Genomic DNA, 14,348 nt, shown 5'->3' with positions numbered 1-14,348 from the left:
CCAAGAAAACAAATGCAACCAATACGTGTTTATTTGTCTTGACAGGCTTCCCGCTTGCCCATGCGTTCCGTCCGGTTAGGTTGCCCCCACCCAAGGAGATGCCGCATGAGCCACGGATATGAAACCGGTCGCCTGAACCTGCCGTTTACCGGCATCTGCACCTTTGCGCGCGCGCCCTATCAGCCGGACTGGAGCGCGCTGCAAGCGGATGCCGCCATTCTTGGCGCGCCCTTCGACGCGGGCACGCAATGGCGCGCGGGCGCGCGGTTCGGCCCGCGCGGAGTGCGCGAGGCCAGTACGCTCTTCAGCTTTGGCCACGCGGGCGCCTATGACCACGAAGACGACGTGACCTACCTTGACGGGGTGCGCCTTGTGGACATGGGCGACGCCGATATCGTGCATACCGATACGCTCACCAGCCACGCCAATATCCGCAGCGGCGTCGAGGCCGCGCTGAACGCCGGCGCCCTGCCCGTAACCATCGGCGGCGACCACTCGATCAACATCCCCTGCATCGAGGCCTACGAGGGCCGCGCCCCCTTCCATGTGCTGCAGATCGACGCCCATCTGGATTTCGTCGATGAACGTCACGGTGTCACCCGCGGCCACGGCAACCCGATGCGCCGCGCCGCCGAGAAACCACATGTCACCGGCCTGACCCAGGTGGGCATCCGCAACGTGTCGTCCACCGCGCGCGATGGGTACGAGGACGCCCGCGCCCGCGGATCGGATATCCTGTCGGTGCGCCAGATGCGCAAACTGGGGCCAGAACCCACCGCGGCCCGCCTGCCTGCGGGCGCGCCGGTCTATATCACCATCGATATCGACGCCTTCTGCCCGTCCATCGCGCCCGGCACCGGCACGCCCAGCCATGGCGGCTTTCTCTACTATGAGGTGCTGGAACTGCTGCAGCATGTCACCCGCAGCCACCCCGTCGTCGGCATCGATCTGGTCGAGGTTGCCCCGGATTACGATCCGACGGGCAGCACCTCCATCCTTGCGGCGCAACTCTTGATGAACCTGCTGGGCTTTGTCTTTCACGCGCGCCTGCCGCGGCCCTGACCGGCCCACCTCCCCGTGAAAGGTTTTGCTTCGGAGCCGCCCCTCGCCTGAGACCGAGACGACAGCGCGGACGGACGGAGACAAGGGAAATCGCCGAGGGCCCCGCCAAAGGCGGGAGACGGCTATTTCGCTTGGCGCCGGCGGGCCGGGATGTCAGGCCGGATCGAAGCGTGGGGTGGCTTCGGGGCGAAACCTTGGGGTTTTGCTTTGGTGAGCCCTGAAGCAGCCTTCCCCGTCCATTTACCCCGCCAATTTCCCCCGCCCACCACACAAAATCCCGTCATTCCCGCACCATCCCCCGGCCATCCTTTGCCAGTGGCCAAACAGACCCTTGCCGTCACCGCGCTGTCACGCTTGTGTGGTGAGGAGCACAAAGACCCAAACAACAGGACCCGCCCATGACCGCCCCCCTTGCCGGATACGTGATCCTCGACCTGACGCATGTGCTGGCCGGGCCGTTCTGCACCATGACGCTGGCGGACATGGGGGCGCAGGTCATCAAGGTCGAATCGCCGGGCGGCGGCGATGACACGCGCACCTTTCCGCCCTTCAAGGACGGCAAATCCGCCTATTTCGCCGCCATCAACCACGGCAAGAAAAGCATCGCGCTGAACCTCAAGGCCGATGAGGACCGCGCGATCTTTGAACGGCTTCTGGCGCGGGCGGATGTGGTGGTCGAAAACTTCCGCCCCGGCGTGATGGAACGGCTGGGCTATGGCTGGGACAACCTGCACGCGGCCTTTCCCCGGCTGGTCTATGGCGCGGTGTCGGGCTTTGGCCATACCGGTCCGGATTCCAAGCGGCCTGCCTATGACATGGTCGTTCAGGCGCGCGGCGGGGTGATGTCGATCACCGGCGAAAAGGGCCGTGACCCGGTGCGCGTGGGGGCCTCCATCGGGGATATCGTGGCGGGCATGTTCCTGGCGCAGGGCATTCTGGCGGCGCTCCTGGACCGGGACCGCAACGGCGTCGGGCGCAAGATCGATGTGGCCATGCTGGACAGCCAGCTGGCGATCCTCGAACACGCGGTGGCGCTGACCACGGTGACGGGCAAGGCCCCGGCGCCATCGGGGGCGCGGCATCCCTCGATCACCCCGTTTGAGACCTTTCACGCCAGCGACGGGCTGTTCGTGATCGCCGCCGGCAATGACCGGCTGTTCGAAAAGCTGTGTATCGCGCTGAACCTGCCGATTTCGGACGATCCGCGCTTTGCCACCAACCCCGAGCGGTGCAAACACGCGCGCCTGCTGAAACGGCTGATCGAGGCGGTGACGCTGGACAACACCCGCGCCTTCTGGATCTCGCGCCTGCAGGCGGCGGGCATTCCCACCGGGCCGATCCAGAGCGTCGATCAGGTGCTGAAAGATCCGCAGATCATCGCGCGCAACATGGTGGTCGATGTGCTCGACAAGAACGGGCGGCAGGCCTACAAGGCCGCCGGCAACCCGATCAAGATGACCGATGCGCCGGACCCGAAATCGCGCGGCCCGGCCCCGGATCTGGACGGCAACCGCGGTGAAATCCTGCGCTGGCTGGGTCAGGGCTGACACGCCAGCCGCATGAATTTCCCACCATTGGCCATCCGTGCCGTTTTCCGCCCCGGACGTGACGCCTGACGGCTTTTCATTGCCGCAACCGGCGCTATGGTCCGCGCAATTCGGAGGTTTATGCATGTCTCAAGACCCGCTCGTGATCTTTACCCCCTCGGGCAAGCGCGGCCGCTTTCCCGTGGGCACCCCTGTCCTGACCGCTGCGCGCCAGCTGGGCGTCGACCTCGATTCGGTCTGCGGCGGGCGCGGCATCTGTTCGAAATGCCAGATCACCCCGTCCTACGGCGATTTCCCCAAGCACGGGGTCACTGTCGCCAAGGATGCCCTGTCCGAGTGGAACGCGGTCGAAGAGCGCTATGACCGGGTGCGCGGGCTGAAGTCCGGCCGTCGGCTGGGCTGTCAGGCCACCGTGCAGCGCGATGTGGTGATCGACGTACCGCCCGAAAGCCAGGTGCACCGGCAGGTGGTGCGTAAGGCCGCCACCGCCCGCGTCATCGAAATGGACCCGGCCACCCGCCTCTACTACATCGAGGTGCAGGAACCGGACATGCACGAGCCGACCGGCGATCTGGAACGGGTCGAACGGGCGCTGGCGGAGCAATGGGATATCCCGGAGATTTCGGCGGAGTTCTCGGTCCTTTCCCGCCTGCAGCCGGTTCTGCGCAAGGGCGGCTGGAAGATCACCGTGGCGCTCAACAAGGCCGATCACGGTGCCATCCCGCGCCTGACCGCAATCTGGCCGGGTCTGCATGAGGGCGGGATTTACGGGTTGGCCATCGATCTGGGATCGACCACCATCGCGGCGCATCTGACCAACCTGGACACCGGCGAGGTCGTGGCCTCCTCGGGGATCATGAACCCGCAGATCCGCTTTGGCGAAGACCTGATGAGCCGGGTGTCTTATGCCATGATGAACCCCGGCGGCGACGTCGAGATGACCCGCGCCGTGCGGGAGGCGATCGACACGCTGGCGGTGGACATAGCGGGCGAAGCAAAAATCGACCCCGCGCTGATCCTAGAGACGGTGTTTGTCTGCAACCCGGTGATGCACCACCTTCTGCTGGGCATCGACCCGGTGGAACTGGGACAGGCGCCCTTTGCGCTGGCGACCTCGGATTCGCTGGTGCTGACTGCGCGCGATCTGGAGCTGACCGCGCTGCCCGCCTCGGCGCAGATCTACGTGCTGCCTTGTATCGCGGGCCATGTGGGGGCCGATGCCGCCGCCGTGGCCTTGTCAGAAGAACCGGGTAAATCCAGTGACTTGGCGCTCATCGTTGATGTGGGCACCAATGCCGAGATCGTGCTGGGGGACAAGACGCGCGTGCTGGCCTGTTCCTCGCCCACCGGTCCGGCCTTTGAAGGCGCGCAGATCAGCTCCGGCCAGCGCGCGGCCCCCGGCGCGATCGAGGCGATCCGCATCGACCCGGCGACCAAAGAGCCGCGCTTTCGTGTGATCGGCTGTGAAAAATGGTCGGATGAGGACGGCTTTTGGGAAGAAACCGCCGCCACCGGGATCACCGGCATCTGCGGTTCCGGCATCATCGAGGCGGTCGCGGAACTGCGCACCGCGGGCCTGCTGGACCCCTCAGGGCTAATCGGCGGCCCGGCGCAGACCGGAACGGACCGCTGCTTTGCCGAGGGCCGCACCCACAGCTACCTGATCCATGACGCCACCGCCGAAGGCGGGCCGCGCATCACCGTCACCCAGGGCGACATCCGCGCGATCCAGCTGGCGAAATCCGCACTCTACGCGGGCGCGCGCCTGCTGATGGACACGCGCGGTGTCGACAAGGTTGACCGCGTGGTGCTGGCCGGGGCCTTTGGCGCGCATATCTCGCCGCAGCACGCAATGGTGTTGGGCATGATCCCGGATGTGCCGCTGGACAAGGTGACAAGCGCGGGCAACGCCGCCGGCACCGGCGCGCGGATCGCCCTGTGCAACCTTGGCGCACGGCGCGAGATCGAGCGCGTGGTCCGGGAGATCACCAAGGTGGAAACCGCCATCGAACCGAAATTCCAGGAGCATTTCGTCGCCGCAAACGCGATCCCCCACGCGACGGACCCCTTCCCGGAACTGAAAAAGATCGTCACCCTTCCGAACGTCAGCTTCAATACTGGCGGTGAGGACGGCGGTGGCCGACGGCGGCGGCGGCGCGGATAACCGACGACGCGGGGGGCGCTGCCCCCGTCGCGCGGGGCGCGCGGCTCCCCCGAGGTATTTTCAGCCCAAAGAAACGAAACACCCCGCTCTTCTTTGGGCTTTGAAATACCTCGGGGGTGAGGCCGAAGGCCGAGGGGGCAGCGCCCCCTTACAGCAAGCCCCGCTGCGCAAGGTTCTGCATCAGCGCGCTGGTGCCGAAACGCCAGGGCGGGCAGTCCGTCGACAGCCGCACCGTGTTGCGCAGCAGCCCAAGTGAAGGTTCCGAGATTTCGACCACGTCACCCAGTTTGTGGGTAAAGCCGCCGCCGGGTACGTCGCGGTCCTTGGTCGGGGCAAAGAGCGTGCCCAGCATCAGGAAAAACCCGTCCGGGTATTGATGGTGCGCACCATGGGTCTGGCTGACCAGATCTTCGGGGTCGCGGCTGATCTGGGACATGCTGCTGCGCCCGTTCAGGACAAAGCCATCTTCGCCGGTCACGGTCAGCGTCAGTTCCGCCTGCCGCGCGTCATCCAGCGAATAGCTGTCATCAAACAGCCGAAGCATCGGGCCGATGGCGCAGGAGGCGTTGTTGTCCTTGGCCTTACCCAGCAGCAGAGCCGAGCGGCCCTCGACGTCGCGCAGGTTCACGTCATTGCCCAGCGTCGCGCCCCGAATGCGACCGCGGCTGTCGCAGGCCAGCACGATCTCCGGCTCCGGGTTGTTCCATGTGGAAATCGGGTGCAGGCCGACGCTGGCCCCGAACCCAACCGCCGACATCGGCTGCGCCTTGGAAAAGACCTCGGCATAGGGGCCGATGCCGACTTCCAGATACTGGGACCAGACGCCGTCGGCGATCAGCACTTCCTTGAGTTGCCCGGCTTTTTCGGACCCCGGTTCGACGGCGCGCAGGCTTTCACCAAGGATTGCGGTGCAGCGGTCACGGATTGCCTCGGCCTTGGCCGGATCGCCCTTGGCCTGCTCCTCGATCACCCGTTCCAGCATCGAGGAGACGAAGGTCACGCCGCAGGCCTTGACCGGCTGCAGGTCACAGGGGGACAGCAGGCGCAGGCCCTCTGCGCCCTCAACCGAGCCTGCCGCGATTTCATCGAGGGGGCCAAGGCTTTCTCCCGCCGTGTTCTGCGCGTACTCTGCCGGATCATCGCGTTCCAGCAGCGCCTGCAGGGTCGGCACCTCACGGCTGGTGATATCCACCGCCTCTTCGCCGCACCGGACGATCAGGGCCGGTCCGATCTCCGGACGCCAGACCCGCCCCACGAAGGTTCCCGTCTCAGGCAAGTTCAGTGTCATGTCGCTCCTCCCGTCTTGTCGTTTTGCACAGCCTTAGCGCAGGCGCGCGCGTGTGCAAGGCGCTTGACGGAACAGCGGGCCTGAGCTACCGATGCGCCTCGCGGCGGGTATGATGTAATGGTAGCCTGTCAGCTTCCCAAGCTGAACGCGCGGGTTCGATTCCCGCTACCCGCTCCATGTTTTCCCCTCAGATGACCGGTTTCAGACGCGCCCGCAGGCGGGACACGTCCTTGCGCAGGTTGTCGGAAATCGCCCCTTCGCGCGGCGCGTCGGTCAGGGTGGTCAGCAGCGTCTGTTCTGGACGTCCCTTGCGGTGCCAGTCCATCCCGCGCAGCAGCGCCTGCGCCTTTGGCGGCAGGTGGTCGGGCGCGTCAAAGCCCGAGATTTCGCCCCAGACGGCGGTCCAGCAGCGGGCCACGCTCCACGGGTTGTAGCCGCCGCCGCCGGAGACGATCAGGCGCGGGGCCAGTGGGCGCAGGGCGCGCACCGCCGCCACGTGACAGCGGTTGGAGAGCGCCAGTCGCGCCAGAGGATCCTCCAGCAGGGCATCGGCCCCGCATTGCAGATAGATGGCGTCGGGGCGGAACGTCTCGATCGCGGGCAGGATCAACTCGTTCAGGACAAGGGTGAATTCCGTATCGTTGAAGCCCCGCGCCACCGGCAGGTTGAACGCCGCGCCCTCTGCCCGATCCTCCAGCGCGCCGGTGAAGGGCCAGCGCTTTGCCTCATGCAAAGAGATCATGCGGACGCGCTCACTTCCCGCAAAAGCCGGTTCGACGCCATCGCAGTGATGCGCGTCGATGTCCACGTAGGCGACCCGTTCCAGCCCCATGTCCAGCAGGCGCGAGATCGTCAGGACCGGTTCGTTGAGATAGCAGAACCCGGCGGCGCGGTCGGGCATGCCGTGATGCTGACCGCCGCCGGGGTTGTAGACGACGCCCCCCTGCGCCACCAGTTCGGCGGCCAGGAGACCACCGCCCGCCGCCGTGGCGGGCCTGCGGTACATCTCTGTGAAAACCGGGTTCGACAGGGTGCCAAGGCCGTGCCGGTCGCGGGTCTCATCGCTGACCTGTTGCGCGGCCTCTGCGGTTTGCAGCGCGGCGATGTAATCGGGCGTGTGAAAGCGCGTCAGGGCAACGGGTTTGGCGCGCGGCGAGGTCCGGTACATCCCCTCCGGCAGCCAGCCGAGGGCGCGCGCCAGATCCATGACTGCAGGCACCCGCTGAATCGACAGCGGGTGGCGCGGTCCGTAGACCGATCCGCGATAAATGGGCGAGCCGATGAAAACGGGGCTGGACATGCCCCGACAGGTAGAGCCATCTGGGGGCGAAGGAAAACCCCTCATCATGCTGACCCTGCCCCCGTTCCGCCTGATCTGGCAGTCCGCCCTCATGCTCGCCTTTGGCGTCATCGGAGGCACATTGGCCACCGTTCTGCACCTGCCGATGCCCTGGATGCTGGGCGGGTTGTTTTCCTCTGCGGCGGTCGTGCTGATCTGGGACCCGTGGATCCTGCGGGATTATGATTTTCCGATGCGGTTCCGGACCGGGTTCGTGGCGCTGATCGGGGTGATGATCGGCACGCAGGTGACTCCAGAGCTGGCCGCGATGGCGGGGCAGTTCACCTGGACGATGGCCGGGCTGGTGGTCTTTGTGCTCTGCGCGCATCTGGGCAACATGCTGATCTTTCAGCGTCTTGGCGGCTATGACCGTGCGACGGCGTTTTACTCCGGGACACCCGGCGGGCTGACGGAAAGCATCGTGATGGGCGAAGGCGCGGGCGCGGATATCCGCATCCTGACGGCGCAGCAGTTCCTGCGCATCATCGTGGTCATCACGCTGCTGCCGCTGGGGCTGTCGCTGTGGCTGGGTGCGCCGGTGGGCAGCGCCGCCGGGCTGAGCGCCAGCGCGCCGGAAGAGCCGGTGACGCCGCTGGCGCTGATGCTGATCTGCCTTGCCGCCGCTGCGGGGCTTGGGCTGGCCAAGCTGGTCAACCTGCCCGCAGGACAGCTGAGCGGGCCTCTCTTGCTGGTCGCGGGGTTCACCGTGACCGGGGTTGTGGAATTGCATCTGCCGGTCTGGCTGATCGCCAGCGCGCAGCTGGTGATCGGTGTCAGCCTCGGGATGCGGTTCAAGGGCGCGAACATGGCGCTGTTGCGCCGCTGTCTGTGGCTGGCCGTGGTGTCGGTGGCCTATATGATGGCCCTGGGCGGCGCGCTGTCGTGGGTGCTCTACCAGATCACCGGCATCGAATGGCTGCACCTCTTGATCAGCTTTGCGCCCGGCGGCGTGGCCGAGATGTCCATCGTGGCGCTGAGCCTTGCGGCCAATCCGGCGCTGGTCAGCCTGCACCACGTGGCGCGCATCCTGATGACGGTGGTTGAAATGGGCGTGGTGTCACGCCTGCTGAAACTGCGTTAGGACCGGATCAGGCCTGTTCGGCCTTTTCCATCAGTTCCATCCACTCTTCCTCTGCCGCCGACAGCGCGTTCTGGCGTTCCACCAGCGCGTCGGTCGCCTTCTGGAATTTCAGCGGTTCCTTGGTGAAGAGATCAGGCGCGACAAGGAATTCCTCCAGCTTGGCGATTTCCGCCGTGAGCCGGTCGATCAGGACGGGCAGCGCCTCCAGCCGGTGCTTTTCGGTAAAGCTGAGGCCCGCTTGCGGTTTCGGCGCGGTGGCCTCTGGCGCGGAACTGCCGGATTTGCCGGCCGGTTTGGCCTTTTTCGCCGGCGCTTCGGCCTCGCGCTTCTGCGACTGGTAGTCAGACCAGCCGCCCGCGTAGACGGTGGCGCGCCCGCGCCCCTCCATCGCCACGGTGGTCGTGGCCACGCGGTCAAGGAAATCGCGGTCGTGCGAGATCAGCAGCACGGTGCCATCGTAATCGTCCAGCAGTTCCTGCAAGAGATCCAGCGTCTCGACGTCCAGATCGTTGGTCGGTTCGTCCAGCACCAAAAGGTTCGATTCCCGCGCCAGCAGCTTGGCCAGCAGCAGACGCGCCTTTTCGCCACCCGACAGGGACCGCACAGGGGCGCGCGCCTGCCCTTCGTCAAAGAGGAAATCCTTGAGATAGCCCACCACGTGACGCGGCGCGCCGCGCACCATGACCTGATCGGAATGGCCGGAAACCCGCATGTCGCGGTCATGGGTCAGGCTGTCCCACAGCGTGGCGTCGGGGTCCAGTTGCGCCCGGCTCTGGTCAAAGACCGCAGGCAGCAGGTTGGTGCCGTGTTTGACGGTTCCTTCGTCCGGGGTGATTTCACCCATCAGGATGCGGATCAGAGTTGTCTTGCCGACGCCGTTGGGGCCAACAAAGGCCACGCGCTCGCCGCGCTGCACGGTCAGGTCAAAGCCCCGCACAATGGGTTTGTCGGCAAAGGCATGGGTGATGCCCACCGCCTCGATCACCTTCTTGCCGGATTTCGGTGCCGCGCTCAGTTCCATCGCCGCCGCGCCCTGCCGCCGGATCTGTCCGGCCCGTTCGGCGCGCATGTCCTGCAGGCGCCGCACGCGGCCCTGATTGCGTTTGCGCCGCGCGCTGATGCCTTCGACGGCCCAGCGGGCCTCTGCCTTGATCTTGCGGTTCAGCTTGTGCCGCTGGGTGTCTTCCTCATCCCAGGACTTGTCGCGCCAGGCCTCGAACCCGGCAAAACCCTGCTCTTGCCGGCGCACCTCTCCCCGGTCGATCCAGAGCGTGGCGCGGGTGAGTTCCGTCAGGAACCGCCGGTCGTGCGAGATCAGGACAAAGGCCTTGCGCGTGGACTTCAGCTCATCTTCCAGCCAGCCGATCGCCTCGATGTCCAGATGGTTGGTCGGTTCGTCCAACAGCATCAGGTCGGGCGCTTCGGCCATCAGCTTGGCCAGAGCCGCCCGCCGCCGTTCCCCGCCCGAGGCGGTGGCAACGGGGCGGTCCGGGTCGAATTTCAGCCCCTCGGAGGCGCGTTCGACGCGGTACATCTCTGACGCGGTCAGTTCGGAGGCGGCGAATTCACCCAGCGTCTCGAACCCGGAGAGGTCCGGTTCCTGCTCCATGTAGCCTACGGAGAACCCCGCAGGCACGACGCGGTCGCCCCTGTCGGCCTCGACCAAACCGGCCATGACCTTCATCAAGGTGGATTTGCCCGAGCCGTTGCGACCGACCAGCGCGACGCGGTCGCCCTGATGCACGGTCAGCGACAGAGCGTCGAAGACAGGGTTTCCGCCGAAGGTCAGCGAGATGTCGGTGAGTTGAAGCAAAGGAGGTGCGGCCATGGGCGCGAGCTAATCCCGCGCCGTGACATAGTCAATGGGAGGCGATCAGTTGCGGCAAGGCGTGGCGTGCAGCGTCGCCGTCCAGTTGTAGCCGCCAAAGCCGTTGGGCACGCGGTTGAAATTGTACTTGGGATAGGCCGCGTTCTGGGCATCGCACCACGGATTGCCGTAGCGGTTCATGCAGTTGCCGATCCAGTTCTGGTAGGCGGCGCTTTTGGCCGCGCTCTTGGACGTGATGGCAACCGAGGTCGCCTTCATCGCGTCGCCGATGATCACCCCGTTTTTGCAGGTCTTGGCGCTGGCAAGGCCGGGAACAAGCAGAGCGGCGATTACAAATGCAACGGTCGTGCGGGTCATCTTGCGGGTCATGGGGAGGCCCTCCGGGTCATGGATTGGCAGTTTCTGGTCCTGCCGAAAATTTACCATGCGCGGGCCATGCGCCGTATTGCGGGATACCCGACCCTGCCCGCCAAGGGCCGTTCAGGCCCGCGCCGCCACACGATGGCACCGCACGCTTTGACACATTTTGGCCTTAATTCGCTGCTAATTGTCGATAAATACGAAACAAAATTGCCGCTCTGTAATTATTCGAGGCCAAGCTTCACCATGAACGATACGTTCTGGGCAAGGTTCGACAGCAATTCAGCGAATAATCCAGCGCTGAACATGACCGGCGATCCGGCGGTCGAGATCACCTTTGTCAACGAAACACCTACTGGCGGAACCGGCGACCTGTTCCTTGATCAGCCTGCAGGCGGTGGCATCGATCCCGATACCGTCGTGTCCATTGGCGGCACGACCTACAGCTTTACCTTCGAATTGGTCGGAACCCTGCCGACGACCAAGAAGAACGGATCGCAACAGGTTCCTGACCAGTTCGAAGGCAACGCCGTCTACATCATCACGGTGCAGGACTATCCCACCCCGGGCAGTTCGGCCCGGCTTGCCTTTCTCCCAGATGACAACGCCACGCAGACGGAAATGGATGCCTTTGGCAACGGGGCCATCGACATCCAGAATCTCGACACCTCGCCACCGCCCTCGGCGGTCTGCTTTCTGGCAGGCACGCGGATCGACACGCCGACCGGGCCGGTCCCGGTCGAACGGCTTGCTCCCGGCGACCTTGTTCTGACACGCGACGCCGGGGCCAGACCTGTAATTTGGGTGGGCAAGACCACATTGCACTGGCCGGGTGCGGAGGACGATTCCAAGCCGATCATGATCACCGCCAAGGCGCTGGGAACCGGTTTGCCGCACCGGGATGTCATCCTGTCCCCGCAACACCGGGTGCTGCTGTCGGGACCGGACGTGCAATCCGCGTTCGGCGTTTCAGAGGTATTTGTCCCGGCCAAGGCGATGGTCGGTCTTCCGGGCGTCAGACAGATGAGCGGACGCCGCAGCGCAGAATACCACCATGTCCTGTTAAACGATCATCAGATCCTGATGACAGAGGGTCTGCCGTCGGAAAGCTTTTATCCCGGTCCCAATGCGCTCCGGGCGCTCGCCCCCAACCTGAGGTTCGAACTGATGCGCCTGATACCCGGATTGGCTGCCGGGGTCGCAGAAGGGTATGGCGCGCTGGCCCGGCGCAGTTTCGCCTTTCGCAAGGCGGCGGCGCGGCTTGCGGATCTGCGGCGCAAACCCTTGCTGGTGCCCGCCGCTGAACGCGCCCCGGAACAGGTGGCCTGAGCCCCTTCCCTTTTATCGCGCCACGGCGCGCAGCAGTTTTTTCCGCGCCGGGGGGATGGCGGCGATTTCGACCCCGGTGAAGACGTGCAGCGTGTTCATCTGCGCATCCACCACCGCGTGATCGCTGACCCAGCCGCCCATCATCAGGTAGGTGCGCAGCAAGGGGGGCATGCGCAGCATCGCCTTGCGGGCGTCGGGCTGGCGCCTCAGACGCTGGGCAAAACGAAAGACATCCGGTGCCTTGGCCCGTGGCAGCCAACGGCGCGGCGCAAGATGGCGCGCCTTGAGCATGGCAAAGGCATCATAATAGGCGCGCGCATCCGTCCCCGCGAAAGAGGCACAGCCGAACAACAGCTCGACCCCCTGTGCATCCACGTATGAAGTCATCGCGCCCCATGCCACGCGCAGGATATCCGGGTCCGAGTGATCGGGGTCGATGCAGAAGCGGCCCAATTCGACCATGCGCCCGTCAAAGGATTCGAGCGCCGAGAGTTCATAATACTGGGCGGAGTAGCTGCGCGAGATTTCACCGCCCGAGGACAACGGCAGGAAGCGAAAGCAGCAGACCAGCGCGCCGGTTCTGGCCTCTTCGACCAGCACATGATCGCAGACCGCGTCATAGGCATCGGCATCCGGCCTGTCATGGCCGTGAAAGGCGCGTCCGCGCAGCCGTTGCGCCGCCGCGATATCAGCGGGCCCCTCGGCCATGCGCGCGCGATAGCGCCCGCGGTTCAACTGAATCATTTCGCTCACTCCTGCCCGGCGCGCCGGATGATGCGCGCATGGGTCAGGCCATGCCAAACCGGCGTGACAATCGCGTGACGAAATCCGGGCGCGAACCGCACCAGAGGTCAGTTGCCGAGGATGTTGGACGCGCTGAGGCCGCCGATGTTGCCGAACAGCTTGCGGATAAAGCTGATGTCGCCATCCGAGGTTTCGGTCACGCGGCGGTTGATCTGCACGACGCGGCCGTCTTCCAGACCGTAGGTGGCGATGTTGCGCACCACGTCGGCCTCATCAAAGGTGATGGCAAGGATCTGGCGATCGACGATCCTCGGCTTTTGATAGGCGAAGTGTCGGATCTCGGTCTCTATATAATAGAAGCCCGACCCGTTCAGCACGCCGGAGGCATTGGGCGGGCCTACGATCTCTTCGACCGTGGCGCGGGTATCGACGCCCGGCACGATCTGCTGCAACTCATCCTCGGCAGGCATGTAGCCATGCACACGGTGCTGTGCCGTGCAGGCGCCCAGAGCCGCGAGCATCATCCCCACGACGGCACCTTTTGCCATTGCCGAAAACCTGTACATGTCATGCGCCTCTTGTCATGGGACGGTCTGCCACCTATCCCGCTTATAGAAGGAACGCCATCCATTCAAGCGCAGGAAAACCCGCCCCGATGACCACCCCCTCGCCCCAAGGCCCCCTGACCGCCCCGCGGCTGCGTGTTTCCAGCCTGCGCCAGTCCGGCAAGACGCCCGTCCGGCTTGAACCGGATGCCGGGACACGCGCGGCGCTGGCGCAAGAGCTTGGCGCGGTATCGATCAAGAAGCTGCGGTTCGAAGGCGTGCTGACGCCGCTGGGCAAGCGCGGCTGGCGGCTGCAGGGGCAACTGGGCGCGACCGTGGTGCAGTCCTGCATCGTGACGCTGGAGCCGGTGACCACAAGGATCGATACAGAGGTGCTGCGCGAATTCGTCCCGCAGGAGATGCTGGACGAACCCGAAGCCGGGTCCGAAATCGAGATGCCTGAGGACGACTCGGTCGAGCCGCTGGGAGAAGAGATCGACGTAGAGGCGGTCATGACAGAGGCGCTGTCGCTGGCCTTGCCGACCTATCCGCGCAAGGACGGTGTCGAACTGGGTGAGGCCCAGTTTGCAGAGGATGGTGTGGCCCCGCTGACCGACGAAGCAGCGCGTCCATTTGCAGGGCTTGCGGCCCTGCGCGAAAAAATGCAGGAAGGCGACGAGGAAGACTGAGAATCCGCTTGCCAAATCACAGGTTCTGCGTATTTTCGCGCGCTCATGAGTATGACAGGCGTGTGTCGACGCGGCCCCGGGGTCCCAAGGCACGACGCGATCCGAAACAAGGGGAGCAGACCCTGCGCCCCTCCGATAGACGAGGTTGAGACATGGCTGTCCAACAGAACAAGGTATCCAAGTCGCGCCGCAACAACCGCCGCGCACATGACGCGCTGGTCGCGGCCAACCCGAACGAGTGTGACAACTGCGGCGAACTGAAGCGCCCGCATCACGTCTGCCCGTCCTGCGGCCACTACGCAGAGCGCGAAATCGTCGCGATGACCGACGACATCGACCTGGACGAAGACGCGGCCTGATCAGCCCAAGCGG

Annotated in this window: 13 protein-coding genes and 1 tRNA gene; 8 read left to right on the top strand and 6 right to left on the bottom strand. The window is 65.2% G+C overall.

Going from position 1 to position 14,348, the window contains the following annotated elements:
* The first annotated feature begins 105 nt into the window (after positions 1-105).
* From ACTXGA_RS03935 to ACTXGA_RS03925, 3 genes are all read left to right on the top strand, one after another.
* Complete coding sequence (locus ACTXGA_RS03935; RefSeq protein ID WP_443391827.1) at positions 106-1,062, top strand: agmatinase; 957 nt, start codon at positions 106-108, stop codon at positions 1,060-1,062.
* Between the two features lie 398 nt (positions 1,063-1,460).
* On the top strand, positions 1,461-2,609 hold the full coding sequence (locus tag ACTXGA_RS03930; protein ID WP_443391826.1) for a CaiB/BaiF CoA transferase family protein: 1,149 nt from the start codon (positions 1,461-1,463) through the stop codon (positions 2,607-2,609).
* Between the two features lie 124 nt (positions 2,610-2,733).
* The gene (locus tag ACTXGA_RS03925; protein WP_443391825.1) at positions 2,734-4,773 is read left to right on the top strand and encodes an ASKHA domain-containing protein; all 2,040 of its coding nucleotides are present in this window, start codon (positions 2,734-2,736) and stop codon (positions 4,771-4,773) included.
* A 148-nt stretch (positions 4,774-4,921) separates the two neighbouring features.
* On the opposite strand, the gene ACTXGA_RS03920 is transcribed toward ACTXGA_RS03925, so the two are convergent.
* Complete coding sequence (locus tag ACTXGA_RS03920; protein ID WP_443391824.1) at positions 4,922-6,061, bottom strand: fumarylacetoacetate hydrolase family protein; 1,140 nt, start codon at positions 6,059-6,061, stop codon at positions 4,922-4,924.
* 103 nt (positions 6,062-6,164) lie between these two features.
* Here ACTXGA_RS03920 and ACTXGA_RS03915 point away from each other — a divergent pair.
* Positions 6,165-6,238, top strand: a tRNA-Gly gene (locus ACTXGA_RS03915).
* A gap of 10 nt (positions 6,239-6,248) precedes the next feature.
* Here ACTXGA_RS03915 and ACTXGA_RS03910 read toward each other — a convergent pair.
* On the bottom strand, positions 6,249-7,361 hold the full coding sequence (locus ACTXGA_RS03910; protein ID WP_443391823.1) for an acetoin utilization protein AcuC: 1,113 nt from the start codon (positions 7,359-7,361) through the stop codon (positions 6,249-6,251).
* Positions 7,362-7,407: 46 nt separating this feature from the next.
* Here ACTXGA_RS03910 and ACTXGA_RS03905 point away from each other — a divergent pair, with 46 nt between their 5' ends.
* Positions 7,408-8,481: an AbrB family transcriptional regulator gene (locus tag ACTXGA_RS03905; protein WP_443391822.1), complete on the top strand. Its 1,074-nt coding sequence runs from the start codon at positions 7,408-7,410 to the stop codon at positions 8,479-8,481.
* A gap of 7 nt (positions 8,482-8,488) precedes the next feature.
* On the opposite strand, the gene ACTXGA_RS03900 is transcribed toward ACTXGA_RS03905, so the two are convergent.
* Entirely contained in the window at positions 8,489-10,309 is a 1,821-nt protein-coding gene (locus ACTXGA_RS03900; RefSeq protein WP_443391821.1) for an ABC-F family ATP-binding cassette domain-containing protein, read from the bottom strand.
* 45 nt (positions 10,310-10,354) lie between these two features.
* Positions 10,355-10,678 (bottom strand): hypothetical protein, encoded by a 324-nt coding sequence (locus ACTXGA_RS03895; protein ID WP_443391820.1) that lies wholly within the window; start codon positions 10,676-10,678, stop codon positions 10,355-10,357.
* 237 nt (positions 10,679-10,915) lie between these two features.
* Here ACTXGA_RS03895 and ACTXGA_RS03890 point away from each other — a divergent pair, with 237 nt between their 5' ends.
* A complete protein-coding gene (locus tag ACTXGA_RS03890) occupies positions 10,916-11,998 on the top strand; it encodes a Hint domain-containing protein (protein WP_443391819.1) in 1,083 nt (360 codons plus the stop codon).
* 12 nt (positions 11,999-12,010) lie between these two features.
* Here the strand turns inward: ACTXGA_RS03890 and ACTXGA_RS03885 are convergent, their stop codons facing one another.
* Entirely contained in the window at positions 12,011-12,742 is a 732-nt protein-coding gene (locus ACTXGA_RS03885) for a GNAT family N-acetyltransferase (protein ID WP_443391818.1), read from the bottom strand.
* Between the two features lie 107 nt (positions 12,743-12,849).
* Positions 12,850-13,308, bottom strand: a complete 459-nt coding sequence (locus tag ACTXGA_RS03880; protein ID WP_443391817.1) for an outer membrane protein assembly factor BamE — start codon at positions 13,306-13,308, stop codon at positions 12,850-12,852.
* A gap of 89 nt (positions 13,309-13,397) precedes the next feature.
* Between ACTXGA_RS03880 and ACTXGA_RS03875 the strand changes: the two genes are divergently transcribed.
* A complete protein-coding gene (locus ACTXGA_RS03875) occupies positions 13,398-13,976 on the top strand; it encodes a YceD family protein (RefSeq protein ID WP_443391816.1) in 579 nt (192 codons plus the stop codon).
* A gap of 152 nt (positions 13,977-14,128) precedes the next feature.
* A complete protein-coding gene (gene rpmF, locus ACTXGA_RS03870) occupies positions 14,129-14,335 on the top strand; it encodes a 50S ribosomal protein L32 (RefSeq protein ID WP_443391815.1) in 207 nt (68 codons plus the stop codon).
* The last annotated feature ends 13 nt before the right edge of the window (positions 14,336-14,348 follow it).

Origin of the sequence: Antarctobacter jejuensis, assembly GCF_052266595.1 — a bacterium.
GTDB classification, from domain to species: domain Bacteria; phylum Pseudomonadota; class Alphaproteobacteria; order Rhodobacterales; family Rhodobacteraceae; genus Antarctobacter; species Antarctobacter jejuensis.
Note: the sequence above shows the minus strand (reverse complement) of the source record. Positions and strands in the feature narration are given on the sequence as shown.